This window comes from Halogeometricum sp. S1BR25-6 (assembly GCF_031624495.1).
GTDB classification, from domain to species: Archaea; Halobacteriota; Halobacteria; order Halobacteriales; family Haloferacaceae; genus Halogeometricum; species Halogeometricum salsisoli.
In genome coordinates, this window is record NZ_JAMQOP010000001.1 from 1,060,374 (window position 1) to 1,085,140 (window position 24,767).

Genomic DNA, 24,767 nt, shown 5'->3' on the forward strand with positions numbered 1-24,767 from the left:
GCCACGCACGGAGTGGTAATGGTATCGAGGTTTGATTACGAATGGTGACACAGCAAGACGTTCTCACGGAGTACGATGTACAAGAGCTCGACGAATCGGCAAACGTCGACCTAAGCGACGAGCAGCTCGAAGACGACTCGAAAGGGCAGCTCATCAAGCTCGCCGGTCAACTCCGAGACCGACGAAACGACCTGAACCAGATGGCCTCCGAGCGCGCGTCCAAGCGCGACGACCTGAACGCGAAGACCCGCGAGAAGGTCGACGAGGCTCAAGAGCACCGCGAGCAGCGCGACGAGCTCAACGAGCAGGTTCAAGAGCACAAGAACAAACGTAACGAGCTCAACGCCGAGGCCAACGAGCTGTTCGACGAGGTCGAGCAGATGAAAGAGGACCTCGAGCTCGACGACGGCAAGGACATCGAGGAGCTCAAAGAGGAGATCGAGCAGCTCGAGTTCCGTCAGCAGACGGAGGTTCTCTCGACCGAGGACGAGCGAGAGCTCATCGAGAAGATCGAGAACAAGCGCGAGGAGCTCCGCCAGAAGAAGGACAAAGTCGAGGACAGCGGCGAACTCGAAGAGCTCATCGAGGAGGCCGAGGAGGTCCGCTCGGAGGCGTCTCAGCACCACCAGAAGGTGACCGAACTGGCCGACAAGGCTCAGGAGCACCACAACCAGATGATCGAGGCCTACCGGGAGGCCGACGACATCCGCGACAAGGCCGACGCGATGCACGAACTCTTCGTCGAGGCCCAGGAGTCCGCCGACCGTCACCACGAGGACTTCGTCCGCGTTCAGAAGCGCCTCCGCGAACTCGACAAGGAGGAAGAGCAGGAGCGCGACGCCCAGCGCGCAGAGAAGCGCGAGGCCGCCAAGGAGGAGGCCGAAGAAATCTACCAGAAGTTCAAGGAAGGCGAGACTCTCGACACCGAGGACCTGATGAAGCTCCAGAAGACGGGGCTTCTCTAAGCGCCGCCGTTCTCTCTCTTCTCCCGTTTTTCGCCGCCGCGAGCGACTGCGTCCCACAGCTCGACGCCGGCATAATTTCACTGTGCCGTCAGTTGTAAGTTAGAGACGAGTCTACGGCTGGACGAGGGCGACGCGCGGTCCGCCCGCCATCCCGCATGAGTTCCGACATCTCCTCCGCCTTCACGGCCGTCCGCGAAGAGCTGTTAGACCTCCACGAGAGCCCCACCCGGTGGGTGTTCCTCGTCGGGAGTCGTCCCGTCGTCGGCGTCGGCCTGTTCGTCGTCTTCTTGGTCGTCTTCTACGCCCTCTGGGCCTTCGGCTACGTGACTCTCCAGAACAAGACGGCGATGCAGTACATCCTGAGCAGCCTCATCAGCGGTAACCTCACGCTCGTCACGCTCGTTATCTCCATCAACCAGGTCATCATCTCCCGACAGCTGAACTCGCCGGGCGAACTCCGCGAGGACATCCAGAACGTCAACGAGTTCCGAGAGCGCGCGTTCGACCCCGACCAGGTGGACGTGGTGCCGGTGACCCCCTCGGACTTCCTGAAACTGCTGCTCGAGAGCATCCGGCGCGACCTGCAGCGACTCGGCGGACTCACCGCCCGGGCGGACGACGACCAACTCCGCGAGGACACCGACGAACTCGTGAGCGGCATCACCGACCACGTCGACGAGGTCATCCGACTCATCGAGGGAACGGGGTCGGGGACGTTCGACACGCTCTCGGCGCTCCTGACGACGAACTACGCCGACCGAATCTACCAGATGCGGCGGCTGAAATCGAAACATCGGGACGCGCTCTCCGAGGAGACCGAGGAGTACGTCGACGACATCGTCTCGACGCTGCAGCAGTTGGACGTGGCGCGGCAGTACTTCAAGACGCTGTACATCCAGACGGAACTGGCGTACATCTCGCGCGTACTGCTCTACGCCGGCGTCGTCGCCGAACTGGTGTTGGTGTCGACGCTGTTGACGCTGACCGCCAGCGGACCGAACCTCCCGAACGTGCTCCCGCCGGTGGTCGCGCCCCTCGTCGCCGCCATCGGTCTCCTGCCGCTGGCCGTCCTGTTCTCGTACGCCATCAGGCTCGCCGTGGTCTCTCAGCGGACCATCGCCATCACGCCGTTCACGACGCCGGAGCAGGAGGAGGAGCTGAACCTCTGAGCGGCCCTTCGAGCGGCCGCGGACGCGGCGTCGTCGGACGATTATCGGGCCGCCTACCGAGCATACTTTAACCCCGAGAGGCGTTCGCACGGGTGTGACCACGCTCGTCCTCTGTGTGGACCGTTCGAACGACATCGGACGGAAGGCGGGCCTGCCCACGCCGGTCGTCGGCTGGGAGGCCGTCCGGTCGCTCGTCACCGAGGTGGGCCTCGCCGACCCGGAGGACTCGAACGTGAACTGTCTGCTCGAAGCCCTCCGCGTGGCGCGCGACCTGCGGGACGAACACGAGGAGTCTGTCGTCGCCGTCGTCTCCGGCGCCAGCGAGACGCTGGTCGGCGCCGACCGCTCGCTGGCCGCGCAGGTCGACGAACTCGTCGCCGAGTACGACCCCGACTCGACCATCGTCGTCGTCGACAGCGCTGGGGACGAACGGGTCGTCCCCGTCATCGAGAGCCGACTCCGCGTGGACTCGGTCGACCGGGTGGTCGTCCGACAGGCCCACGATATCGAGTCGACGTACTACCTCCTCAAGCAGTTTCTCGCCGACGAGGAACTCCGCTCGACGGTGCTCGTCCCCCTCGGCGTCACCTTGCTTTTGATGCCGCTGCTCCTCACGCGCTTCTCCCCGGCCGTCGCGCTGGCCGGCCTCGCGTCGGTGCTGGGCGCGGCGCTCCTGTACAAGGGACTGGCGGTCGATCAGTTCCTCGCGGAGTCGCCGGACCGCGTCCGCGACGCGCTGTACTCCGGGCAGGTGTCCGTCGTCACCTACGTCGTCGGCGCCGGTCTGATGCTCGTCGGCTCGTTTCTGGGCGTGCTCTCGGCGACCCAGCAGGCAGGCGGCGACGCCGGCGTGACGCCTGTCTCCGCGATGCTGTTCGTCTACTACGCCGTCCCGTGGTTGGCGCTCGCGGCGCTCACCGCCAGCGCCGGTCGCCTCATCGACGAACTCATCGGCGCCGGCGGGGCGCGGCGGCAGTACATGAACCTCCCGTTCGGCGTCGTCGCCCTCGGACTCGTCGTCCGCGGCTTCGCCGGGTGGTTCCTCCAGCGCCAGGACATCCTCGGGGACGCCCTCATCTTGGGGTGGTCGCTGTCGGCGCGACAGCGACTTGCGCTGTTCATCGTCGGCGGTATCGTCGTCAGCGTCGTCGGCGTCCGGGCCGCGGCGACGATGAGCGAGAGCGAGACGCTCGAAGAGGCGGCCGAACAGTGAGAACGCGAGAAGAGGGAGCGACTACCGGGCGCCGCGCGCGCGGTACTCGCCGTGTTTGATGCCGAGAACGAGACAGACGGCGCCGAAGACGAGCATCGACGGTGCGACCATCATCAGTATCGTGCCGGTCGCCATCGCGCCCATCGCGATCAGTCCGACGGTCCCGAGGACGACGAGACCGACAAGCGCGCCGTACGTCACCGCTGCGTTGAACTCCATGGCCGCTCGTAAGGTCGCCGTCCCCTAATCGGTTTCCTCGGTTCGAGCGTCGATAGCCGTCGGTCGCGTCCGTCTACCAGGGGGCGAAGTCGGGGTCGACCTGCCGGTCGTTCCGGTCCATCTCGTCGATACGCTCGATCTGCTCGTCGTCGAGTTCGACGCCCAGCGACTCCCAGTTGTCCTGGATGTGGTCCTCGCCGGTCGCCTTCGGGATGGCGGTGACGCCTTTCTCGCGGAGCCACGCGAGCGACACCTGCGCCGCGCTGACGCCGTGGTCGTCGGCTATCTCGCCGAGGACGTCGTCGTCGAACACGTTTCCGCGGGCCAGCGGGGAGTAGGCGACGACTTCGATGTCGTGTTCCTCGCAGGCCGACCGGATCTCCTCCTGTTGGAGGAGGGGGTGCAGTTCCACCTGGTTCGCGAAGATGGGCGCGTCGGAATGCTCGACGGCCTCTTCGATGTTCTCCGGTTCGAAGTTGCTGATTCCGATGCGGTCTATCTTCCCGTCGTCGTACAGTTCGTTCAGCGCGCGGAACGTCTCCTCGGGGTCGTACTCGCCGGCCGGCCAGTGGATGTACAGCAGGTCCACCGAGTCGACGCCGAGTTTCTCGAGGCTCTCCTCCGTCGAGGAGAGCACGTCGTCGTACGCGAGGTTCGCCTTCCACACCTTCGTGGCGAGGAAGACGTCTTCCCGCGGCACGTCGGCGTTCTCGATGCCCTCACCGACGTGCTCTTCGTTGTCGTAGGCTTGGGCGGTGTCGATGTGACGGTAGCCCGTGTTCAGGGCCGTCTCGACCGCCTTCGCGCAGTCTTCCGGGTCCTCGTTCTGCCACGTACCGAGACCGAGCATCGGCATCCCGTTCGCTCGCGGCACGTCCGTTTCGGTGAGAGACTGCTCAGACATAGCACTCCGTACGAGGGCTGTCAGCCCAAAAGCCGTTGTGACAGACGCGTCAGCGTGTCGCAAACGCGCGCCGTCGGGCGGCGGTCGAGGGTGAGAAGAGAAAACGGAGCGACGAGCGTCAGTACTTCGGGTCGGTATCGATGAGGGCGTAGAGGTCGTCCATCACCTTGTCGCGCGCTTCCTGCCACGCGTCGAACCCGCGGGGCGAGGAGGGGTAGGCGTTGTACTGCCGCGTAATCTCGCTGGCGCGCTTTCTGACGCGGTACAGTTCGTACAGCGAGTCCCAGTGGCCGAACGTCTTCACGAGCGTCTCCAGTTTGAGCCCGAGGCTCATCTCGGAGGAACCGCTGCTGAGCGAGTCCATCAACTGCTGGCCGGGGACCGACGAGACCATCTCCACCAGTTCGTCCACGTCGTTGGACATCCCCCAGATGTTGTAGAGGTCGACAGCGGCGAAGCGCTTGCCGAAACTCGTCATCACGTCGCGGTTGTACTCCCAGAGGTTCGACTCGCTCACGTCGCCCTCGGAGATGGCGCGGACGGCGTGTTTGGCTGCCCAGTGGGCCGACTTCGCGGCGCCGGGGATGCCGCCGCCGGTGGTGGGGTTGACGTGGCCCGCCGAGTCGCCCGCGGCGATGAAGCCGTCGGCGACGGCGGAGTCGTAGGGGCGGCGCGTCGGCAGGGCCGCGCCGAGTTTGTCCGTCACGGTCCCGTTCTTCAACTCGGGGCGCGAGCGGATGTCGCGCTTGAGCGTGTCGACGAGTTTCATCGGCTCCTCGGTCATCTGGAACCCGAGACCGACGTTTATCTCCGTGGCGGTCCGGGGGAAATACCACAGATAGCCGAGTTCCTCGGTCGGTTTGAACACGATGGCGTCGTCGTAGTCGACCGGTTCGTCCACCTCGATGACCTCGCGGTACGCCGAGCAGAACTGCGAGTAGGAGACGTTCGTGTCGAATCGGCTGTTCGAGAAGTCGGCTTTGTCCTGCAGGATAGAGAGCGCTCCCGCACCGTCGATAGTCACCTCGGCCTCGTACTCGACGACGTCGCCCTCCCGCTTGGCGCGGACGCCCGTCACCCGCCCGTCGTCGTCCTGCGTCACGTCCTGGACGACGGTGTCGTAGTGCATCTCCGTCCCGAGGCGTTCGGCCTCTTCGAGGATTATCTCGCCGTAGCGCTTCCGGTCGAGGACGGCGCCGGGGGCGCGGAACGGGACGTCCAAGTCGTCGCCGGCCGGGTTCTCGAACACCGCGCGGGTGAGGTTCTGGTTCGTGAACGACTCCTCTTTCAGATAGTCGAGGTCGATGACGTCGGGGAAGGTGCTCGTGCCCTTGATGGCGTCGCCGCAGGCGATGTGGCCCGCTTCCTCCTCGGACTTCCGTTCGAGGAGCACGACGTCGAGTCCCTCCGACGCCGCCGTGGCCGCGGCGAAGGCACCCGCCGTCCCTCCTCCGACGACGACGATATCGTAGGCTTCCGCTGGCATGTTGTCCCTATCTTCCCCGGCCCGTCATAAAAATAAACCGTATCACCCGCTCGCGCGTCTATCTTGCCTCTTGCCCCTTCCCAGGGACGCGAATCCGCCGCTAACTTTACGACGGCACCGAGCGACGCCTCTCCCGAGGTGAAACCCGTGTCACGACTGACCGCCGAGAACACCAACGCGTTCGCGCACCGTATCGCCGGCGATTCGCTCGTTTACGACTGTCCGGACTGCGAGTTCGGCGAGGTGTTGGTGACGGACCTCATCGAGTCCGACGACGCCCGCTGTCTGGACTGCGACGCCCGGTACCGCCTGCACGTCGAACGAGTCGACGCCTGAGGACTCGTGCGCCCCGGCGGGGACGACCAGGGTGGTCGGCACAACCGGAACGCCGGTCCCCTCGGGGGGAAACGGTCATCTCCCCTGCCGACGTGTCGACAGTATGATTCGTAGTTCGGCACCGCTCCTCGGCGTCGTCCTCCTCGTCGTCCTCTCGGGATGTCTCGGAACGCTCGCAAGCGCGGACGCCGGCGCCGCGTCGGTGCCGACGGCGGCGTACGAACGCGAGGGCTACGTCGCGGGCAACGAGACGAGCGTCCCCCTCCGCTTTCCCGTCGGCGTCGCGGGCGTCGGCGGCGAGGTGGCCGTGACGAGCCACGTCGCGGGGTACTCCCGGACGACCGAAGCGAACGAGACGGCGGCGCTCCTCCTGCTCACGACGCCAAACGCCCGCGTCGGCGGCGTCTCGGTCAACCCCCTCCGCGGCGCGACGGACCCGACGCTCGTCCGCACCGGGTTGGAGTTCGTCGGCAGGGCTCGAACGATGGGGAACGTCGAGAACGTCACCGACCTCCGCGAACTCGGCACCGAGGAGGCCGAACTGCTCGGCGAGTCGACGGCGCTGACGACGTACGCCGGCGTCGTCGACACCGAGGCGGGTTCGGCGGACGTCCGCGTCCACGTGGCCGTCGTCGAGTACGAAGAGGACGTGGTCCTCGCCCTCTCGGTGCATCCGGCGTCGATGGACGAACGCGCCGCCGTCGGGCGGATGCTCGCCGCGGCCGAACACCGAGCGACGCGATAGCGCCCCGTTCGGCCCCGTCGGGACGGGGAGCGCCCCGACGACCATATCACTCGCGGACACATTCGTTATTTATATCGGAAGCGCGTGAGTAAATTGTGACTTCTCAGTCTATGGAACGAGACGTGATGTACGGGCTCTTGGGACACCCGTTCAGACGCGCTCTCGTCGCCGACGACGCCCTCCGCGCGCCGATGTCCCTGTCGCGAACGGCCGACGCGGTGACGGACGTCCTCACGTCGACTCCCGAACCGGCGACGCCCGACGCCCCGCGGGCGACGTCGAACCTCGAACTCCACCTGCACCACACCCACCTCCCGAAACTCGACGCCGCCGGCGTCATCGCGTACGACGCGGCCGAACGGACCGTCGTCGACGTGGACGAGGCGGCGGTCGCACGACTGTCAGGCGTCTCCGAGACGCTCACCGCCGAGTGCGCCGACGCGTTGGCGAGCGAGTAACGCGACGCGACGCGACGACGCGGCCCCGGCCCCGCCGCTCCCGGGACACCGACCGACCGAAGAAAATCCGAAATCGAAGTACGCGGAGCGGACGCGAACGCCGCGTCCGTACCGCGGCGTGCGTTCAGTAGAACTCGCGGACGAGGTCCATCGCGCCCTCCGGCGCGCCCTCGTCGACCTGCGACATATCCTCGGTGACGCCGTGTTTCTCGCCGTACGGCACCGACTCCTCGTTCTGCCAGATGACGCCCTGGTACTCCTTGTTGCCGTCGAGGATGGCGTCCTTGGCGTCGTCGTAGTCGGTCGGGTCGTGGTCCTCCTCGGCGAGGTCCACGAGCGAGTCGCGGAAGTAGTCGTAGGTGTCCACGTCGTTGAACGTCACGCACGGACTGAACACGTTGACGAAGCCGAAGCCGTCGTGCTCGATGGCCTTCTGGACGATTTCGGCGTGTCGCTGCGCGTCCGTGGAGAACGACTGGGCGATGAACGTCGCGCCCGAGGCGAGGGCCAACGCCATCGGGTTGACGGGGGGTTGCTGCGGCCCGTCGGGCGTTGTGGACGTCTCGAAGTCCTCGCGCGAGGTGGGCGAAGCCTGTCCCTTCGTCAGCCCGTAGATGCGGTTGTCCATCACGACGTACGTCATGTCGACGTTCCGCCGCACGGCGTGGACGAAGTGGCCCGCGCCGATGGAGTAGCCGTCGCCGTCGCCGCCCGCGACCATCACTTCGAGGTCGGGGTTGGCGAGTTTGACGCCCGCGCCGACGGGGAGGGCGCGTCCGTGGACGCCGTGGAGGGCGTACGAGTGCATGTACGTCCCGATTTTACCGGAACAGCCGATGCCGGCGACGACGAACGTGTTATCGGGGTCGTTGCCGGTGTTCGCGAGGGCTTTCATCATGCCGTTCATGGTGCCGAAGTCGCCGCATCCGGGACACCACGTCGGTTGCTTGTCGGATTTGAAGTCCGTGAATCGGATTTCGGAGCTCATAGTTCAGGCCTCCAGCGTCTGCTTGATGTCCTCTGCGAGTTCGTCCGCCTTGAACCGGACACCGTTGTATTTGTTCACGCGCTTGACGCGTGTAAGTGTGTCGTGCTCGACGACGTCGGCGAACTGCCCCGTGGCGTTACACTCGACGACGACGACTTCCTCGGCGTCCTCGAACGCCTCGTTCAGGTCGAAGCGCGGGAACATGTACGGGATGGAGAGGAAGCGCACGTCGACGCCCTCCTCTTCGAGGAGGTCGATGGCTTCCACCATCGCGCCCTCGTTCGACCCCCACGAGACGACGAGGTTCTCGGAGTCGGGGTCGCCGAACTCGCGCGGACTCCAGTCCTCTTCGGACCTCGCCGTCTCGACTTTCCGGTTGCGCTTGTCGACCTGCTCGACGCGCAGGTCGGTGTCCTCGGTCCGCCGGCCGAGTTCGTCGTGTTCGAGACCGGTGGTCATGTGCGCGCCGTCGACGGTGCCGGGGAACGCGCGCGGCGAGACGCCGTCGTCGGTGATGGCGTGGGGTTTGAACTGCCCCTTCTCGTTCTGCCACTCGGAGATGGTGTCGTCGTCGACGACCTTCCCGCGGTCGATTTCGACCTCGTCCATGTCGAACTCCTCGGGGGAGAACGTCTGTTCTGTGACCGCCAGCGAGAGGTCGGCGGTGAGGTAGACGGGCGTCTGGTACTTCTCGGCGAGGTTGAACGCCTCGACGGTCTTCCAGAAGCACTCGGAGATGGTGGTCGGCGCGAGGACGAACCGCGGTATCTCGCCGTGGCCGCCGTACAGGAGCATGTCCAGGTCGCCCTGCTCCTGCTTCGTCGGCATCCCCGTGGAGGGACCCGAGCGCATCACGTCGCAGATGACGAGGGGGGTCTCCGAGGTGGCGACCAGCCCGAACGTCTCGGTCATCAGGTCGATACCGGGTCCGGAGGTGGCGGTCATCGACCGCGCGCCGGCCCGCGCCGCGCCGAGTGCGAGGTTGATGGCCGACAGTTCGTCCTCCGCCTGGACGACGTGACCGCCGAAGTTCTCGATGCGGCCCGTGAGGTACTCCATCACGTCCGTCGCGGGCGTGATGGGGTAGCCGGCGTAGAACTTACAGCCGGCCGCGATGGCGCCCATCCCGATGGCCTCGTCGCCGTTCAGGAGGACGTAGTCCTCGTCGGTCGTCTCTAAGTCGTAGTCGAACTCGTGGTCGTACTCCTCGTCGACGTAGTCCTGACCCTTTCGGGCCGCTTCCTTGTTGTTGTCGACGAGCTGTTGACCTTTCGACCCGAATCGTTTCTCCAGTGCGCTGTCGAGGTTCTCGATGGGGAACTCCGCGACTTCGCACGCCGCACCGAGTGCGACGACGTTTCGCATGATTGCCCCACCGGCCTCTTCGGCGAGTCGTTTGAGGGGGACCTCCAGCCCGATCATCCCCTCGGGAATCTCGACGTCCTCCATCGTGGTCCGCTCACCGTCGTAGATGATGACGGAACCCTCGTGGAGTTCGTCGAGGTTCTCCTCGATGGTGCGGGGGGTCAGCGCGATGAGCACGTCGAGCCTGTCGACGACGCTCTGCACCGGATCCACCGCCGTCCGGACCTTGTACGCCGTGTATCCGCCGCGGATACGGGACGCGAAGTCCTTCGAGGTGAACACATGTCGTCCAGCCCGAGAGAGTGCCTGGGCAAAGATCTTCCCCGTCGAATCGATACCATCGCCGGCTTCCCCGCCGATGGCCCAGTTGAAGTCCGCAGGCATGTGGGTGAGGGGTACCCATGGCCCGATGAAAAGCCTTCTGAAAGGCACTGAAAACAGTGAAAAACTCGATTCCCGGGAACACGGTCTGTACTCAATCGTGCAGCCATTTCTCGCTCCGCTCGCAGGCGGTTTCCGCACGTCGCTCGGCTATCACTTCCGGTTCGTCAACTCCGGTGCGACCGACCTCGACCCGTCCTTCATCCGGGTGGCGGGTCGGCGTCCGGGCGTCGACCGGTCCCGCCCGCCGCCGGGATGGTAAGACCCTTCGGCGGTGCCGACGAATCCGGAGACATGGACGCCACAGTCGCCGTCACCGAGGTCCGCGACGTCGGACCGAACACCGTCGCCATCGAGTTCGAGACGCCGGAGGGGTTCGAGGCCGACCCCGGCCAGTTCGTGAAGCTCTCCGGGACCGTCGACGGCGAGCAGTACGACCGCTTCTACACGCTCTCCTCGCCGGGCGCAGAGGGTACCTTCGAGGTCACCGTCGGCATCGACCCCGAGGAGGCAGGTCCGTTCTCCCAGCACCTCGTGGACCTTCAGGCGGGCGACGGACTCGGTGTCTCCGGCCCCTTCGGGCGGAGCTATTACGCGGGCGAGTCGCGCGTCGTCGTCCTCGCCGGCGGTCCCGGTGTCGGCCCCGCCGTCGGCATCGGCGAGGCGGCCATCGCGGACGGCAACGAGGTCGCCATCGTCTACCAGACGGACGCGCCCGCCCACGAGGAGCGACTGGAGGCCCTCCGCGAGGCGGGCGCGTCCGTGACCGTCACCGGCGGGGACATCGGTCCCGCCGTCGCCCAGGCGATGACGAACGCCGAGGGCGAACACGTGTTCGTCTACGGCTTCGCGGACTTCGTCGAGGCGGCGGAGTCGGCCATCGAGGCGACCGGCGGCGACGCCGACGCGGCGAGCGTCGAGAACTTCGGCTGAACCGCCGCGCCGGCGGGACTCCCTTCGTCCCCGCGGGCCGTGCGCCGGCACCCGAATCCTTAATCATTTGCCCGGCAAAATTCGCGGCATGTACGACGAGGACGAACTCGCGGCGATACGCGAGGCCCGCGAGGAGTGGGAGTCGGAGACCCGCGACCCGGCGCGAGAGCGATTCGGGGAACGGAAAGACCGGTTCGCCACCGTCTCGAACCTCGAAGTCGAGGACCTGTACACCCCGACCGACGTGGCCGACATCGACTTCGAATCGGACCTCGGGTTCCCCGGCGAGTTCCCCTACACCCGCGGTCCGTACCCGACGATGTACCGCGGGCGGACGTGGACGATGCGGCAGTTCGCCGGATTCGGGACCGCAGAAGAGACCAACGAGCGTTTTCACTTCCTCGTCGAGAACGGCCAGACCGGTCTCTCGACGGCGTTCGACATGCCGTCGCTGATGGGGAAAGACTCCGACGACCCCCTCTCGGACGGCGAAGTCGGTAAGGAGGGCGTCGCCGTCGACACCCTCCGCGACATGGAGATTCTGTTCGACGAAATCGACGTGGGCGAGGTGTCCACCTCCTTTACCATCAACCCCTCCGCGCCCGTGATATACGCGATGTACGTCGCCCTCGCCGACCAGCAGGGGGTCCCGCGCGAGGAGATTCGCGGCACCCTCCAGAACGATATGCTCAAGGAGTTCATCGCGCAGAAGGAGTGGGTCATCCCGCCGGGACCGTCGCTCGAACTCGTGACCGACACCGTCGAGTTCGCGGCCGAGCAGACGCCGAAGTTCCACCCCATCTCGGTATCGGGCTACCACATCCGGGAGGCCGGGTCGACGGCCGTCCAGGAACTCGCGTTCACCCTCGCCGACGGTTTCGCCTACGTCGAGGACGCCCTCGAACGCGGGATGGACGTCGACACCGTCGCGCCCCTGCTCTCCTTCTTCTTCAACTCGCACAACTCCATCTTCGAGGAGGTGGCGAAGTTCCGCGCCGCGCGGCGCATCTACGCGCGCGTGATGGACGAGTGGTACGACGCCGAGGCGGCCGAATCGAAGCGGCTGAAGTTCCACACGCAGACGGCGGGGCAGTCGCTCACCGCTCAGCAGCCGCTGAACAACGTCGTGCGCGTGACGATTCAGGCACTCGCCGGCGTTCTCGGGGGAACGCAGAGCCTCCACACGAACAGTTTCGACGAGGCGCTCGCCCTCCCCGGCGAGGAAGCCGTCAGAGTGGCCCTCCGCACTCAGCAGATAATCGCCGAGGAGTCCGGCGCGGCGGACGTCATCGACCCCCTCGGCGGGAGCTTCTTCGTCGAGTCGCTGACCGACGAGGTGGAGGAGGAGGCGATGACGTACATCAAGGAGATACGCGAGATGGGCGAGGGTTCGGTCCGCGACGGCGTCCTCGCCGGCATCGAACAGGGCTACTTCCACCGCGAGATTCAGGGGGCGTCCTACGAGTACCAAGAGCGCGTCGAGGACGGAGAAGAAATCGTCGTCGGGGTCAACAAGTACGCCTCCGAGGAGGACACCCGACCCGACATCCTCACCGTCGACGAGGACACTCAAGAGCGGCAGTTGGCGCGCCTCGCCGAGGTGAAATCGGAGCGCGACGACGACGCCGTCGAGGCGGCGCTGGACGACGTGCGCGCGGCCGTCGAGGCGGGCGAGAACGTCATGCCGTCGCTCGTGGAGGCGGTGAAGGCGTACGCGACGATGGGGGAGATAATGGACGTTTTCGAGGCGAAGCACGGAAGCTACCGCGAGACGGCGGGGGTGGTCTGACCGCCGACCGCGGCGGTTCTCGCGCGTGAGAACCGACCCCATACACGTAAGTCGGCGGACGAACAGTCGCCAACGAGATGCACACCGACCCCATCGAAACGCTCCCCGAGGAGTTGCACCCCCCATCGGCCCGGCGGTGGGCGATGCGGAGCGTCGGCCTCCTCCTCGTGGCCGCCGGCACCGCTCTTCTCGTCGGCGCCGCCCTCTGGTGGATCCTCCCGCACGCCGGCCTCGCCCTCCCCTCCACCGAAGGCGAACACCACCTCTCGCTGGCCGTCATGGGCGGCGTCTCGGTCGCACACGGCCTCGCCGCCGTCGCCCTCGTCGACCCGCTCTGACTATCCGACCGCAGAGCGGGTTATTTACAACTAATAAGAAACTTGCTTTTACAGCCCCTATCAATAATTACATACTGGCCTTAATTGTGATGTTATGTCCACACCGACAGTCGACTCGGACGCCGCGAGCGCGTCGAAACCGACCCGACGGCGGCCGTCGACGGGCGCGGAGGTCCGCTGAGATGCCACGGGACACCGAACTCGCGAACCCGGCGCCCCTCGGCCTCATCGGGTTCGCGCTCACGACGTTCGTCATCGGACTCATCGAGTCCGGGTGGTTGACCTCCGAGGGTGCCATCCACACCCTCATCCCCCTCGCGATGGCGTACGGGGGGACGATTCAACTGTTCGCGGGGCTGCTCGCGTTCCGGACGGGCAACACCTTCGAGACGACCGGGTTCTGTACGTACGGCGCGTACTGGTGGTGGTGGGGCCTCACCGAACTGTTCGCGGCCAACGGCATCCTCGACCCGAGCGGTACCGCCAACGGCGTCGTTCTGGTCGGGTTCGGCGTCATCACGACCTACCTCTGGTTCAGCACGTTCAACCTGAACTGGGCCCTCTGGTTCGTGTTCCTCACGCTGGCGCTCACGTTCTACTTCGTCGGCTTCGGGACGTGGCTCGGCCTCTCGTGGGGCAACGTCGTCGGCGGCTACGTCGCGATGGTGACGTCGCTGGCCGCGGCGTACGTCAGTTTCGCCGAGGTGACGAACTGGACGTTCGCCGACTCGAAACTGCCCCTCGGGGGGACGCCGTTCGGCGGGTCGTCCGCGTCGTCGGCGTCGAGCAGCGACTGAGCGGGGCGCGGTCCGACGGGTCGTCCGTCGTCGACCCCCCGGCAGATTTTCTCGCGGACGTCGAACGCGCACCCGTCGTTCGCCCGGTTCGATCCGGCCACAACAGCTTAGTTATCGCGTCGCCGTCGCCCGATTAGCCCGATTGTGCGTTCGCATAGATTTATCATGGAGGATTCGGTAGCATAGCACGACCTATGTCAGACGGAGACGGAGAACTAGAGGCTCGGTTAGTTGAGCAAGAGGAGTTCGAACCGTCCGACGAGTTCGTCGAGCAGGCGAACGTCTCCGACCCGGACATCTACGAGGAGTTCGAGGAGAATTGGCCGCAGTGCTGGGAGCGCGCGGCCGAGATGTTGGACTGGTACGACGACTACGACACGGTGCTGGACGACTCCGAAGGGCCGTTCTACGAGTGGTTCCAGGGCGGCACGCTGAACGCGTCGTACAACTGCGTCGACCGGCACGTCGAGAACGGCGACGGCGACCGCACGGCCATCAACTGGGAGGGCGAACACGGCGACACGCGCACGTACACCTACGAGGACCTCCAGCGAGAGGTGAACGAGTTCGCCTCGGCGCTCCGCGACCTCGGGGTCGAGGAGGACGACGTGGTGACCCTGTACATGCCGATGGTGCCGGAACTCCCCATCGCCATGCTCGCCTGCGCCCGCATCGGCGCGCCCCACTCCGTGGTGTTCGCCGGGTTCTCGGCGGACGCCCTCGCCACGCGGATGAACTCCGCGGACTCCCGGTTCCTCGTCACCTGCGACGGCTACTACCGCCGCGGCGACGCCCTCGACCACATGGAGAAGGCCAACGAGGGCCTGGGCGGCGTCGACCACGGCGTCGACGCCACCGTCGTCGTCGATAGACTCGGCGAGGACGGCTTCGACCGCGACCTGAAGGGTAACCAGCACGACTGGGACGAGTTGACGGCCGACCACGAGGGCGAGACGGTCGACCCCGTCGAACGCGACGCCGAGGACATGCTGTTTCTCATGTACACCTCGGGAACGACAGGCGAACCGAAGGGGGTCAAACACACCACCGCCGGCTACCTCGCGTACACCTCATGGACGTCGCACTCCGTTCTCGACCTGAAACCCGAGGACACCTACTGGTGCTCCGCCGACATCGGGTGGATTACGGGCCACTCCTACATCGTCTACGGACCGCTCTCCCTCGGGACGACGACGGTGATGTACGAGGGAACGCCCGACTTCCCCGAACGGGACCGCCTGTGGGAGATGGTCGAGGAGTACTCCGTCGACGTGTTCTACACCGCGCCGACGGCCATCCGCGCGTTCATGAAGTGGGGCTCGCAGTTCCCCGACGACCACGACCTGTCGTCGCTGCGACTGCTCGGGACCGTCGGCGAACCCATCAACCCGCGCGCGTGGAAGTGGTACTACCAGCACATCGGGGACGAGGAATGTCCCATCGTCGACACGTGGTGGCAGACCGAGACGGGCGGGATGATGGTCACCACCTTACCCGGCGTCGGCACGATGAAACCCGGGTCCGCCGGACCGCCGCTCCCCGGTATCGACGCCCGCATCGTCGATACGGAGGGAGAGGAGGTCGAACCCGGACGCGCGGGCTACCTCACGGTGAACAAGCCGTGGCCCGGGATGCTCCGGACGCTGTACGACAACGACGACCGCTTCCTCTCGGAGTACTGGGAGGAGTACTCCGACCCGGACGCCGACGAGTGGGTGTACTTCCCGGAGGACGGTGCGAAGATAGACGAGGACGGCTACATCACCATCCTCGGTCGCGTCGACGACGTGTTGAACGTCTCCGGTCATCGGTTGGGGACAATGGAGATAGAGTCGGCCATCGTCGGCGTCGAGGGCGTCGCGGAGGCGGCCGTCGTCGGCGGCGACCACGAGGTGAAAGGCGAGGCCGTCTACGCCTACGTCATCCTCGAAGACGGCTACGACGAGTCGGAGGAGATGCGCGAGCGAATCATCGAGGGGGTCGAGGACGCCATCGGTCCCATCGCGCGCCCCGAACAGGTGGTCTTCACGCCCGAACTGCCGAAGACGCGGTCCGGGAAGATCATGCGCCGCCTCCTCGAAGAGATAGCGAACGAGGAGGAGATCGGCGACACCACGACCCTGCGGAATCCCGAGATCGTCAAGGACATCCAGACGAAGGTTAGCGGCGACTGATCGCCGAACCGAATCGGGTCGAACCGCGCTGAACCGAGCGAACTGAACGGGACGTTCGGCGGAGACGGTCGACCGTCCCGCCGTTTCCGTTTTCGCTCACTTCCCGTCCAACCACGCGCGGATACACGACTCTTCGCGAAAGTAGCGGCGGGTCCGCGTCCCCCGTTCGTCGACGACCACGAGGAGGTGTTCCTCCGAGAGGACCATCTCCTCGCCGCAGTTCGCGCACGGTTCGGTCCGCGTTCGCCCGGGACGCCACAGTCGGTGCGGAACGACGCGGACCACCGTCGCATCCTCCTCGCCCCGCGGCGACCGCCCGGCGTACTCTGAGAGCGCCATCGCGACGCCGTACGGTGCGCCGCGTGAAGTTACTTACTTCGGACAAGTCCCCGAGGGAATATATTCCACCCGAGCGGTCGGGATTCCTCGGACCCGTCGGGACCCCTCCGGAGCGGTCGAGAACTTCGCGCCGACCCGCGTATTTATCATCGACGTTGATGACCTACGGACGCAATGGAGAAACCACTGCTCGTCACGGACTTTCTGGACCGGGCGCGGCGGCACTACGGCGGTCAGGAGGCGGTCGTCGCGACGACCGGGGAGCGGTACACGTACGACGAACTCGGCGAACGCGCCGACGGCTACTCGGCGGCCCTCTCGGCGCGCGGCGTCGTGAAGGGCGACAGGGTGGCTGTGCTGGACCCGAACACGCACTACCACCTGGAGGCGGCCTACGGGGCGATGCAACTCGGGGCGGTGCATACGCCGCTGAACTACCGCCTCGTCCCGGCGGACTACGAGTACATCCTGAACGACGCGGGCGTGAAGGCGGTGTACGCCGACCACGCGTACGCGGAGAAGATAGAGGCGGTGCGCGAGGACGTGCCCACGGAGACGTTCATCACGAACGACCCCGAGGCGGTCGACGGCGAGTGGCTCTCGTTCGACGATCTCGTCGCGGAGTCGACCGACTACGACCGCCCGGAGATGGCCGAGGAGGACCTCATCACCATCAACTACACCTCGGGGACGACGGGCGACCCGAAGGGCGTCTGTCGGACCCACAGAACGGAGACGCTGCACGCCTACCTCATCAGCAACCACCAGAACGTCTCCGACGACGACGTCTACCTCTGGACGCTCCCGATGTTCCACGTCAACGGCTGGGGGCATCTCTACGCCGTCACGGGCGCGGGCGCGAAGCACGTCTGCACCCGCGGCGTCGACGCCGAGTGGATATTCGACACCGTCCGCGAGGAGGACGTCTCCTACCTGTGCGCCGCGCCGACGGTGCTGAACATGCTGATGGACCACTACGACCAGCAGGGTGGCGTGGAGACGACGGGCGACGCGCCCGTCCGCGCGGCCACGGCGGGGGCGGCCCCGCCCGAGGCGACCATCCGCACCGTCGAGGACGAGTTCGGCTGGTACCTCATGCACGTCTACGGGGCGACGGAAACCGGACCGCTCATCACCACCTCCGACGCGCGCCGCTTCTTCGAGGACGACAGCGACGACCGCTTCGCGGTGAAGAAACAGCAGGGCATCGGCTACCTCGGAACGGATGTGCGCGTCGTCGACGAGGACGGCGAGGACGTGACGCCGGACGGACAGACCGTCGGCGAAATCGTCGTGCGCGGCAACCAGGTGATGGACCGCTACTGGAACAAGCCCGAGGAGACCGAGGAGGCGTTCACCGACCGACTGGAGGGGTACTACCACATGGGCGATTTAGCCGTCGTCGACGAGAACGGCTTCGTCACCATCCAGGACAGAAAGAAGGATATCATCATCTCGGGCGGGGAGAACATCTCCAGCATCGAACTGGAGGACACGCTGTTCGACCACGAGGCGGTCGGCGACGTGGCCGTCATCCCGATGCCCTCCGAGGAGTGGGGGGAGTCGCCGAAGGCGTTCGTCGTGCCGGCCAACGGCGACGTGGCGAATCCCGGCGTGACCGCGGAGGAACTCATCGCGTTCACCCGCGAGCGCATCGCGACGTACAAGGCGCCCAAGGAGGTCGCGTTCGTCGCCGAACTGCCGAAGACGGCCACCGGAAAGATACAGAAGTACGAACTCCGCGAGGAGGAGTGGGCGGACGAAGACCGGATGGTCGGGGAGGGTTAGCTCAGAGGTACGCGGCGTCCCACCGCGCCGCCTTCCGGCGGTTCCGGCAGGTGTTACACTCGATGCGCTCCATCGTGTCCATCGCCACGTCGAAGCTCTCGTCCTGCCCGCACATCCACCCGTAGCGTTCCGTGCGCTCCTCGTCCATGTAGGCGGCGTAGAACGGCGCTCTCGACCCGCGAACGGCGTCGTCGTACGCCACGTACACCGTCGTTCCGTCCTCGATGGTTCGTTCCTCGGTCAGCGCCGGTTCGTCCTCGCCGCCGAGGCGCTTGACGTACTCCACCTCGTCGAACTCCTCGCCGCCGATTCCGATGGTCCGTTCGCTCGCTTCTTCGTACCCCTGTTCGGCGTAGAAGTCGGCGCCCGCCTCGTTGTCCGTCAGCACGCGACCCTCGATGAGGTCAACCCCCCGGTCACTGAGCACCTGCTCGACGCGCTTGAGCAGTTGCGTACCGATACCCTCGCCGCGGTGTTCCGGGAGCACGTGAAGCCAGTCTATCTCGCCGACGACAACCTGTCCCGTCGACACGTACGCCTGGACGAACCCGACCACCTCGCCGTCGTCGACGGCGACGACGAACACCGACTCCTCCTCTTCCAAGGCGTCGCCCACCGCGTCGGCGTCGTACCACTCTTCCACCGCCTCGTCGATGGTCGCCTCGTCGATGGCGTGTCCGTAGGAGGAAGTCATCGACTGCTCGGCGACCGACCGAATCTGCGCTACGTCGTCCGTCGTCGCGTCTCGAAGATCCATGCCCACCCGTACGCCGGTAGCCCACTTCACGTTCGTGGATCGTGCTAACATTCCCGACATTCGTCGCCGTCACGATAGTTACGCTCGCGCCGGTCGGAGGGGTAACCGCCGATAGGATGTAGTACCGGCCGTCCGTAGAGTGAGTATGGTTCACACTGCGGGTGCCCCCGGTCGACGCGAGTCCGGTATCCCTCGGCCCCCGTCGCCGTTGGAACCGGTGGACACCGTCGTGTGAATACGGCGACTCGCCCCCTAGATGAGCCTCCCAGGCGCTTCCTTGGTAAATATTACCATACCAGATATTCCGCACACCTTTAATTATAATAATCACACGGTAAGGACCATTATACAAAACAATTATTAACAACCACCCGTGCGTAGAGTCATGGCACGAGATGACAAGTCTCTCAACCGGAGGGACGTGTTGAAGGCGGCGGGTGCGAGTACGGTCGGTATCGCCGGGCTGGCGGGGTGCTCCGGCGGTGGTGGCGGCGGTGAACAGGGCGGCGACGGAACGGGCGGCGGTGGCGGCGGGTCCGGGGACGGTGGCGGCGGTGGCAGCGACGACTACCCCGCGCTCGGCAACTACCCCATCGAGGGCGACACGGCGACGTTCGGGTTCAACGTCCCGCAGTCCGGTCCGTACGCCTCGGAGGGGCAGGACGAACTCCGGGCGTATCAACTGGCGGTCACGCACCTCAACGAGGGCGGCGGCTGGGTCGACACCCAGTTCGACGACCTGTCGGGTGACGGCGTCCTCGGCTATCGGATAGACTACGTGGACGGGGACACGGCGACGGACGCCGACACGGCGCGGCAGTCCGCCTCGCGGATGATTCAGCGCGACGGCGCCATCATGGTCTCCGGCGGGTCGTCCTCGGCGGTGGCCATCGCGGTGCAGGGGCTCTGTCAGAACGAGAACGTGCTGTTCATGGCGTGTCTGACCCACTCGAACGACACGACGGGCAAAGACTGCGCGCGCTACGGGTTCCGCGAGATGTTCAACGCCTACATGACCGGCCAGGCGCTCGCGCCCGTGGTCAGAGACGCGTACGGCGAGGACCTCCAGTTCTACCAGTTGTACGCCGACTACAGTTGGGGGCAGACCCAGCAGGCGTCGATGGAGCAGTTCATGACCGACGTCGCCGGCTGGGAACAGGTCGAGAGCGTGGCGACGCCGCTGGGGACGAGCGACTACCAGTCGTACCTCTCGGAGGCGGCCAACTCCGGGGCGGACGTGCTCATTCTGAACCACTACGGTCTCGACGGCGCGAACTCCGTCCAACAGGCCGTCGACGCCGGCATCGACAGCGACATGGAGATTCTCGTCCCGCTGTACAACCGGCCGATGGCCGAGGCGGCGGGCGGCGCCATCGAGGGTATCTACGGCACGGTGGCGTGGGACTCCCAGATAGACAACGAGCCGTCCAACCAGTTCACGCAGGCGTTCCAAGACGAGTACGACCGCACTCCCTCGGGGCCGGCGCAGTTAGCGTACGCGCAGACGCTCCAGTACGCCGCCGCCGCCGAGCGCGCGGGGACGTTCTACCCACCGGAGGTCATCAAACAGCTCGAAGGCTACGAGTACAGCAACATCGGCATGGGTCAGGAGACGATGCGCGCCTGCGACCACCAGGCCCAGCGCGACGTGCCCGTCGTCCAAGGACTGTCGGCGTCCGAGCAGTCACAGGGCCGGTACTTCGAGATTGTCAACGTCACCAGCCGAGAAGACCTCGGCTACGCCTGCGACGAAGGCCCCGCCGCGGAGTGCGAACTCGGACCCGCGGAGTAACCAACGTCGCTCGTAACGACACCTTCATAATCTTTAGACCGAAATTCGAATTCGATACTGTCATGACATCACACATCACGATTCGAGCGAAACGCCGGCCGGTCACGGCCGCGGGGGCGAGGCCGTGAGCGTCCTCTCGGAGCTGTTGGTCATCCTGCTGAACGGGCTTCAGCAGGGGGCTATCTACGTGCTCCTCGCCGTCGGCCTCTCTATCATCCTCGGGACGCTGAAATTCGTCAACTTCGCGCACGGTGCGCTCTACCTCATCGGGACGTACGCGGGGCTCTTCATCGCCCTCGACGTCACCCTCTCCTCGGGGAAACTCCAGGAGTGGGGCTACGCCGACATCGGCCTCGGCTGGGGGTTCCTCGCGGCGCTGATATTAGTCCCGATACTGGTGTTCGCCATCGGCCTCCTGATGGAGCGACTGCTCGCGCGGTCGTTCTACGACCGACCCGACACCGACCAGATTCTGGTCACCTTCGGGCTGGCTATCGTCGTCCAGGAACTGTTCCGCGTCCTGTTCGGCAGCAACAGCCTCCCGTTCAACCAACCCGAGTACATCCTCTCGGTCATCCCCGTCTCCGGTCCGATGACGCTGCCCATCGTCGGGCAGTTCCCGCGCTGGCGGCTGTGGGTCATCGGTATCACCGCCGTCCTCGTGGGTCTCGTCTACCTGCTCGTCGAGCACACCGACTTCGGCCTCGTCGTCCGCGCGGGGACGCGCGACGCCGAGATGGTCCGCCTGCTCGGCATCAAGATATCACGGCCGTACCTCGTCGTCTTCGGCATCGGCGCCGCCCTCGCGGGCGTCGCGGGCGTCGTCGGCGGCCCGCTGAACGTCGTCAATCCCACCGTCGGGATGGACATCCTCGTGCCCGCGTTCCTCACCGTCGTCATCGGCGGCGTCGGCACCATCGCGGGCGCGGTGGTCGGCGGCCTCGTCATCGGACTGACGCAGGCGGCGCTCATCGGCCTCCCCGCGCTCACCATCGGGTCGTTCACGCTGAACTTCTCGCCGTGGGCGCAGGTGGGGCTGTACGCCATCGCGGCGATCATCCTGCTCGTCAGACCGCAGGGTATCCTCGGTGACGAGGAGGTGGCGCCGTGAGCGACCCCAAGACGACGAGCGACGGCGGCACCGTCGTCGCCGACGAGAGCCTCACGTCGCGCTGGGAGCGGATCCGCGAACGCGAGGCGACGGTGGTCGGCCTCACCGCCGTCGCCGTGGCGCTGTTCCCGTGGCTGTTCGCCCGCGCGCCCGTCGTCAGCGACGTCCTGCTCGGCTACCAGTCGCTCGCCACACTCATCCTCATCTGGGGCATCTTCGCCATCGGCTTCGACCTCCTGTTGGGCTACACCGGTCTGCTGTCGTTCGGTCACGCGGCGTTCTGGGGCGGCGCGGCGTACGCGGCGGGCGTCGTCGCAAACAACGTCTCCGCCGACCCCATCGTGATGGTGCTCTCGGGGACGGTGTTCGCCGTCCTGCTCGCGTGGGTGCTCGGATTCCTGTCGCTGCGCCGCGGCGGCATCTACTTCAGTATCCTCACGCTGGCGTTCGCGCAGATGCTCTACTACATGTCCGCGGCGCCGCTGGCGTTTCTCACCGGCGGGGAGAACGGCCTCACGGGAATCTCCGTGACGCCGCTGTTCGGGCTGTTCCACCTCGAATCGGACCTTCCGACGTTCGCGGGCGAACTGCTCGGCACGTGGCTCTACCTCTACGTCGGCGTCTTCGCCGTCCTCGCCGTCGCGGCGGCGTACCGCATCCTGAACTCGCCGTACGGGATGGTGTTCCGCGCCATCCGCGAGAACGAACAGCGCGCGGAGTTCGTCGGACTCAACGTCTGGCGGTACAAGCTGATGGCGTTCGTCATCTCCGGCGCGTTCGCCGGCGTCGCGGGTAGTCTGTTCACCATCCACGGCTCCTACGTTCCGCTCCAGTCGCTGTACTGGACGGAGTCCGGCGAAATCGTCATCATGACCGTGCTCGGCGGCACCGCCTCCCTGTTCGGCCCCGTCCTCGGCGCGGGCATCTACCTCTATGTCGAGAACATCGTCAGCGGGGTCCAACAGCTGACGGTGCCGTTCACCGACATCGTCCTCATCAACGACTTCGGGACGTACTGGCACCTGCTCCTCGGCCTCGTGTTCGTCGTCGTCATCTGGGCCGCCCCCCGCGGCATCTGGGGGGCGATTTCGGACGCGCGCGCGTTCGTCCGCGGCCTCGTCGGGGGTGAGCGCCGATGAGTTCCGAGCCCGAACCGTCCGGGTCCGAGTCCGGACCCGGCCCCGAGTCCGACTCCGCCTCCGAACCGCGAGCGGACACGTCGTCGCTCCTGGAGACGCGCGGCCTCGTCAAGGAGTTCGGCGGCCTCGTCGCTACCGACGACGTGAGCATCGACGTCAAGCGGGGCGAACGCGTCTCCGTCATCGGCCCCAACGGCGCGGGCAAGTCGACGCTCATCAACCTCATCACGCGCCGCCTCGACCCGACGGACGGCGACATCCTGTTCAAGGGCGAGTCCATCGTGAAGCTGAAACCGCACCAGGTGGTCCAACGCGGCATCTCGAAGTCGTTCCAGACCGCTTCCATCTTCCCGGACCTCACCGTGATGGAAAACGCCGAAATAGCCGCCCTCGCCGCTGAGAACGGCGAGTTCGGTTTCAACTTCCTCACCCACCGCGACAAGCTCACGAGCGTCCACGAACTCGCGGAGGATACCTTGGAGTCCGTCGGCCTGCTGTCCCGCGCGGGGACGACGGCGGCGGACCTGCCGTACGGCGACAAGCGACGCCTCGAAATCGGCATCGCGCTGGCGGCCGAACCCGACCTCCTCCTGATGGACGAACCCACGGCGGGGATGTCCCCCGAGGAGACGCAGGCGACGGTCGACCTCATCGAGGAGGTCAAAGAGGAACTCGGTCTCACCTTCGTCCTCGTCGAACACGACATGGAAATTGTCTTCAGCGTCTCCGACCGCATCGTCGTGCTCAACCGCGGGCGCGTCATCGCCGAGGGCACCCCCGACGAGATTCGGGGGAATCCGGACGTCCAGGAGGCCTACCTCGGAGGTGTCGAGCTATGAGTTTACTGGACGTTTCGAACGTCGACGCCTACTACGGCGAGAGCCACATCCTCCGCGACGTGACGATGACCGTCGAGGAGGGGGAGATATGCGCGCTGCTCGGGCGCAACGGCGCGGGCAAGACGACGACGCTGCGCTCCATCGCCGGCGCGACGCCGCCCGACGTCCGCGACGGCACGGTCACGTTCAAGGGCCGCGACATCACCGGGACGCCCGCGGAGGACGTTTCGGCGGGCGGCATCTCCTTGGTTCCCGAGGAGCGGCGCATCTTCCCGAACCTCACCGTCGCGGAGAACCTCCACCTCGCGGAGGTCGTGCGGAACAAATCCAACACGTGGGGGCGGTCGCTCTCGTTCGACCACGAGGGGATGTCCACCGAGGACGTGTACGCGCAGTTCCCCCGCCTCGACGAGCGACGGAGCCAACGGGCGGGGACGCTCTCGGGCGGCGAGCAACAGATGCTCGCCATCGCGCGCGCCCTGAAGCAGAGTACCGACCTGCTCCTCCTTGACGAACCGTACGAGGGGCTCGCGCCGAAAATCATCGAGGACGTGGAGGACGCCGTTCGGAAAATCAGCGACGACGGAACGACCATCCTCCTCGTCGAGCAGAACGCCGCGGCGGCCATCAAACTCGCCGACCGCGCCTACGTCATCGACCAGGGCGGCATCGTCTTCGACGGCACCGCCGAGGAACTCCGCGCCGACGAGGCGACGCGCGAGCGGTATCTGGGGGTCTGAGA

The 24,767-nt window shown here is 66.1% G+C and carries 24 protein-coding genes; 17 read left to right on the forward strand and 7 right to left on the reverse strand.

What is annotated here, in order from left to right; translation table 11 throughout:
• Positions 1-41 precede the first annotated feature (41 nt).
• The 3 genes from NDI76_RS05535 (at position 42) to NDI76_RS05545 (ending at position 3,347) form a co-directional block, all read left to right on the forward strand.
• Positions 42-965: a coiled-coil protein gene (locus tag NDI76_RS05535; protein ID WP_310923011.1), complete on the forward strand. Its 924-nt coding sequence runs from the start codon at positions 42-44 to the stop codon at positions 963-965.
• A gap of 155 nt (positions 966-1,120) precedes the next feature.
• Positions 1,121-2,134 carry a DUF7972 family membrane protein gene (locus tag NDI76_RS05540; RefSeq protein WP_310923012.1) on the forward strand — a complete coding sequence of 338 codons (1,014 nt, stop codon included), beginning with the start codon at positions 1,121-1,123 and terminating at the stop codon, positions 2,132-2,134.
• A gap of 94 nt (positions 2,135-2,228) precedes the next feature.
• Positions 2,229-3,347 carry a DUF373 family protein gene (locus NDI76_RS05545; RefSeq protein WP_310923013.1) on the forward strand — a complete coding sequence of 373 codons (1,119 nt, stop codon included), beginning with the start codon at positions 2,229-2,231 and terminating at the stop codon, positions 3,345-3,347.
• A gap of 21 nt (positions 3,348-3,368) precedes the next feature.
• Here NDI76_RS05545 and NDI76_RS05550 read toward each other — a convergent pair whose 3' ends face one another.
• The 3 genes from NDI76_RS05550 to NDI76_RS05560 all read right to left on the reverse strand — a co-directional run bounded on the left by NDI76_RS05550 (position 3,369) and on the right by NDI76_RS05560 (position 5,956).
• On the reverse strand, positions 3,369-3,566 hold the full coding sequence (locus NDI76_RS05550; protein ID WP_310923014.1) for a DUF7333 family protein: 198 nt from the start codon (positions 3,564-3,566) through the stop codon (positions 3,369-3,371).
• A gap of 73 nt (positions 3,567-3,639) precedes the next feature.
• On the reverse strand, positions 3,640-4,470 hold the full coding sequence (locus NDI76_RS05555; protein ID WP_425498328.1) for an aldo/keto reductase: 831 nt from the start codon (positions 4,468-4,470) through the stop codon (positions 3,640-3,642).
• Positions 4,471-4,588: 118 nt separating this feature from the next.
• Positions 4,589-5,956 (reverse strand): geranylgeranyl reductase family protein, encoded by a 1,368-nt coding sequence (locus NDI76_RS05560; RefSeq protein ID WP_310923015.1) that lies wholly within the window; start codon positions 5,954-5,956, stop codon positions 4,589-4,591.
• Positions 5,957-6,112: 156 nt separating this feature from the next.
• Here NDI76_RS05560 and NDI76_RS05565 point away from each other — a divergent pair, with 156 nt between their 5' ends.
• The 3 genes from NDI76_RS05565 (at position 6,113) to NDI76_RS05575 (ending at position 7,495) form a co-directional block, all read left to right on the forward strand.
• Positions 6,113-6,292: a hypothetical protein gene (locus NDI76_RS05565; protein WP_310923870.1), complete on the forward strand. Its 180-nt coding sequence runs from the start codon at positions 6,113-6,115 to the stop codon at positions 6,290-6,292.
• A 103-nt stretch (positions 6,293-6,395) separates the two neighbouring features.
• Positions 6,396-7,037, forward strand: a complete 642-nt coding sequence (locus NDI76_RS05570) for a DUF6517 family protein (RefSeq protein WP_310923016.1) — start codon at positions 6,396-6,398, stop codon at positions 7,035-7,037.
• Between the two features lie 110 nt (positions 7,038-7,147).
• Complete coding sequence (locus tag NDI76_RS05575; protein ID WP_310923017.1) at positions 7,148-7,495, forward strand: DUF7344 domain-containing protein; 348 nt, start codon at positions 7,148-7,150, stop codon at positions 7,493-7,495.
• A gap of 124 nt (positions 7,496-7,619) precedes the next feature.
• Here NDI76_RS05575 and NDI76_RS05580 read toward each other — a convergent pair whose 3' ends face one another.
• Together NDI76_RS05580 and NDI76_RS05585 are read right to left on the reverse strand one after the other, a co-directional pair.
• Positions 7,620-8,483 (reverse strand): 2-oxoacid:ferredoxin oxidoreductase subunit beta, encoded by an 864-nt coding sequence (locus NDI76_RS05580; protein WP_310923018.1) that lies wholly within the window; start codon positions 8,481-8,483, stop codon positions 7,620-7,622.
• 3 nt (positions 8,484-8,486) lie between these two features.
• Complete coding sequence (locus tag NDI76_RS05585; protein ID WP_310923019.1) at positions 8,487-10,232, reverse strand: 2-oxoacid:acceptor oxidoreductase subunit alpha; 1,746 nt, start codon at positions 10,230-10,232, stop codon at positions 8,487-8,489.
• A gap of 291 nt (positions 10,233-10,523) precedes the next feature.
• Between NDI76_RS05585 and NDI76_RS05590 the strand changes: the two genes are divergently transcribed.
• The 5 genes from NDI76_RS05590 to acs all read left to right on the forward strand — a co-directional run bounded on the left by NDI76_RS05590 (position 10,524) and on the right by acs (position 16,260).
• Positions 10,524-11,162, forward strand: a complete 639-nt coding sequence (locus NDI76_RS05590) for an FAD-dependent oxidoreductase (protein WP_310923020.1) — start codon at positions 10,524-10,526, stop codon at positions 11,160-11,162.
• A gap of 88 nt (positions 11,163-11,250) precedes the next feature.
• The gene (locus NDI76_RS05595) at positions 11,251-12,951 is read left to right on the forward strand and encodes a methylmalonyl-CoA mutase family protein (protein ID WP_310923021.1); all 1,701 of its coding nucleotides are present in this window, start codon (positions 11,251-11,253) and stop codon (positions 12,949-12,951) included.
• Between the two features lie 77 nt (positions 12,952-13,028).
• Positions 13,029-13,289, forward strand: coding sequence for a hypothetical protein (locus tag NDI76_RS05600; protein ID WP_310923022.1), 261 nt, complete (start codon positions 13,029-13,031; stop codon positions 13,287-13,289).
• 182 nt (positions 13,290-13,471) lie between these two features.
• The gene (locus NDI76_RS05605; protein ID WP_310923023.1) at positions 13,472-14,086 is read left to right on the forward strand and encodes an acetate uptake transporter; all 615 of its coding nucleotides are present in this window, start codon (positions 13,472-13,474) and stop codon (positions 14,084-14,086) included.
• 194 nt (positions 14,087-14,280) lie between these two features.
• On the forward strand, positions 14,281-16,260 hold the full coding sequence (gene acs, locus NDI76_RS05610; RefSeq protein WP_310923024.1) for an acetate--CoA ligase: 1,980 nt from the start codon (positions 14,281-14,283) through the stop codon (positions 16,258-16,260).
• 96 nt (positions 16,261-16,356) lie between these two features.
• Here acs and NDI76_RS05615 read toward each other — a convergent pair whose 3' ends face one another.
• Positions 16,357-16,599 carry a DUF7576 family protein gene (locus NDI76_RS05615; protein ID WP_310923025.1) on the reverse strand — a complete coding sequence of 81 codons (243 nt, stop codon included), beginning with the start codon at positions 16,597-16,599 and terminating at the stop codon, positions 16,357-16,359.
• Positions 16,600-16,773: 174 nt separating this feature from the next.
• Here NDI76_RS05615 and NDI76_RS05620 point away from each other — a divergent pair, with 174 nt between their 5' ends.
• Entirely contained in the window at positions 16,774-18,387 is a 1,614-nt protein-coding gene (locus tag NDI76_RS05620) for a long-chain-fatty-acid--CoA ligase (RefSeq protein ID WP_310923026.1), read from the forward strand.
• A gap of 1 nt (position 18,388) precedes the next feature.
• Here NDI76_RS05620 and NDI76_RS05625 read toward each other — a convergent pair whose 3' ends face one another.
• Entirely contained in the window at positions 18,389-19,144 is a 756-nt protein-coding gene (locus NDI76_RS05625; protein WP_310923027.1) for a GNAT family N-acetyltransferase, read from the reverse strand.
• A gap of 385 nt (positions 19,145-19,529) precedes the next feature.
• Between NDI76_RS05625 and NDI76_RS05630 the strand changes: the two genes are divergently transcribed.
• The 5 genes from NDI76_RS05630 (at position 19,530) to NDI76_RS05650 (ending at position 24,765) form a co-directional block, all read left to right on the forward strand.
• Positions 19,530-20,936 (forward strand): substrate-binding protein, encoded by a 1,407-nt coding sequence (locus tag NDI76_RS05630; protein WP_425498329.1) that lies wholly within the window; start codon positions 19,530-19,532, stop codon positions 20,934-20,936.
• Positions 20,937-21,060: 124 nt separating this feature from the next.
• Complete coding sequence (locus NDI76_RS05635) at positions 21,061-22,047, forward strand: branched-chain amino acid ABC transporter permease (RefSeq protein WP_310923028.1); 987 nt, start codon at positions 21,061-21,063, stop codon at positions 22,045-22,047.
• Complete coding sequence (locus NDI76_RS05640; RefSeq protein ID WP_310923029.1) at positions 22,044-23,186, forward strand: branched-chain amino acid ABC transporter permease; 1,143 nt, start codon at positions 22,044-22,046, stop codon at positions 23,184-23,186. The genes NDI76_RS05635 and NDI76_RS05640 overlap by 4 nt, the downstream gene beginning before the upstream one ends.
• Entirely contained in the window at positions 23,183-24,025 is an 843-nt protein-coding gene (locus NDI76_RS05645; RefSeq protein WP_310923030.1) for an ABC transporter ATP-binding protein, read from the forward strand. Before NDI76_RS05640 ends, NDI76_RS05645 begins: the two co-directional genes overlap by 4 nt.
• Positions 24,022-24,765, forward strand: a complete 744-nt coding sequence (locus NDI76_RS05650) for an ABC transporter ATP-binding protein (protein ID WP_310923031.1) — start codon at positions 24,022-24,024, stop codon at positions 24,763-24,765. The genes NDI76_RS05645 and NDI76_RS05650 overlap by 4 nt, the downstream gene beginning before the upstream one ends.
• Positions 24,766-24,767: the final 2 nt, after the last annotated feature.

Excerpts from the sequence above, each read along its gene's own strand:
- NDI76_RS05585 (WP_310923019.1), bottom strand. The coding sequence starts at position 10,232 with ATGCCTGCGGACTTCAACTGGGCCATCGGCGGGGAAGCCGGCGATGGT.
- NDI76_RS05630 (WP_425498329.1), top strand. The coding sequence starts at position 19,530 with ATGGCACGAGATGACAAGTCTCTCAACCGGAGGGACGTGTTGAAGGCG.
- NDI76_RS05590 (WP_310923020.1), top strand. The coding sequence starts at position 10,524 with ATGGACGCCACAGTCGCCGTCACCGAGGTCCGCGACGTCGGACCGAAC.
- NDI76_RS05605 (WP_310923023.1), top strand. The coding sequence starts at position 13,472 with ATGCCACGGGACACCGAACTCGCGAACCCGGCGCCCCTCGGCCTCATC.
- NDI76_RS05575 (WP_310923017.1), top strand. The coding sequence starts at position 7,148 with ATGGAACGAGACGTGATGTACGGGCTCTTGGGACACCCGTTCAGACGC.
- acs (WP_310923024.1), top strand. The coding sequence starts at position 14,281 with ATGTCAGACGGAGACGGAGAACTAGAGGCTCGGTTAGTTGAGCAAGAG.
- NDI76_RS05535 (WP_310923011.1), top strand. The coding sequence starts at position 42 with ATGGTGACACAGCAAGACGTTCTCACGGAGTACGATGTACAAGAGCTC.
- NDI76_RS05580 (WP_310923018.1), bottom strand. The coding sequence starts at position 8,483 with ATGAGCTCCGAAATCCGATTCACGGACTTCAAATCCGACAAGCAACCG.
- NDI76_RS05550 (WP_310923014.1), bottom strand. The coding sequence starts at position 3,566 with ATGGAGTTCAACGCAGCGGTGACGTACGGCGCGCTTGTCGGTCTCGTC.
- NDI76_RS05540 (WP_310923012.1), top strand. The coding sequence starts at position 1,121 with ATGAGTTCCGACATCTCCTCCGCCTTCACGGCCGTCCGCGAAGAGCTG.
- NDI76_RS05615 (WP_310923025.1), bottom strand. The coding sequence starts at position 16,599 with ATGGCGCTCTCAGAGTACGCCGGGCGGTCGCCGCGGGGCGAGGAGGAT.
- NDI76_RS05645 (WP_310923030.1), top strand. The coding sequence starts at position 23,183 with ATGAGTTCCGAGCCCGAACCGTCCGGGTCCGAGTCCGGACCCGGCCCC.
- NDI76_RS05625 (WP_310923027.1), bottom strand. The coding sequence starts at position 19,144 with ATGGATCTTCGAGACGCGACGACGGACGACGTAGCGCAGATTCGGTCG.
- NDI76_RS05595 (WP_310923021.1), top strand. The coding sequence starts at position 11,251 with ATGTACGACGAGGACGAACTCGCGGCGATACGCGAGGCCCGCGAGGAG.
- NDI76_RS05600 (WP_310923022.1), top strand. The coding sequence starts at position 13,029 with ATGCACACCGACCCCATCGAAACGCTCCCCGAGGAGTTGCACCCCCCA.
- NDI76_RS05650 (WP_310923031.1), top strand. The coding sequence starts at position 24,022 with ATGAGTTTACTGGACGTTTCGAACGTCGACGCCTACTACGGCGAGAGC.
- NDI76_RS05560 (WP_310923015.1), bottom strand. The coding sequence starts at position 5,956 with ATGCCAGCGGAAGCCTACGATATCGTCGTCGTCGGAGGAGGGACGGCG.
- NDI76_RS05620 (WP_310923026.1), top strand. The coding sequence starts at position 16,774 with ATGGAGAAACCACTGCTCGTCACGGACTTTCTGGACCGGGCGCGGCGG.
- NDI76_RS05570 (WP_310923016.1), top strand. The coding sequence starts at position 6,396 with ATGATTCGTAGTTCGGCACCGCTCCTCGGCGTCGTCCTCCTCGTCGTC.
- NDI76_RS05555 (WP_425498328.1), bottom strand. The coding sequence starts at position 4,470 with ATGTCTGAGCAGTCTCTCACCGAAACGGACGTGCCGCGAGCGAACGGG.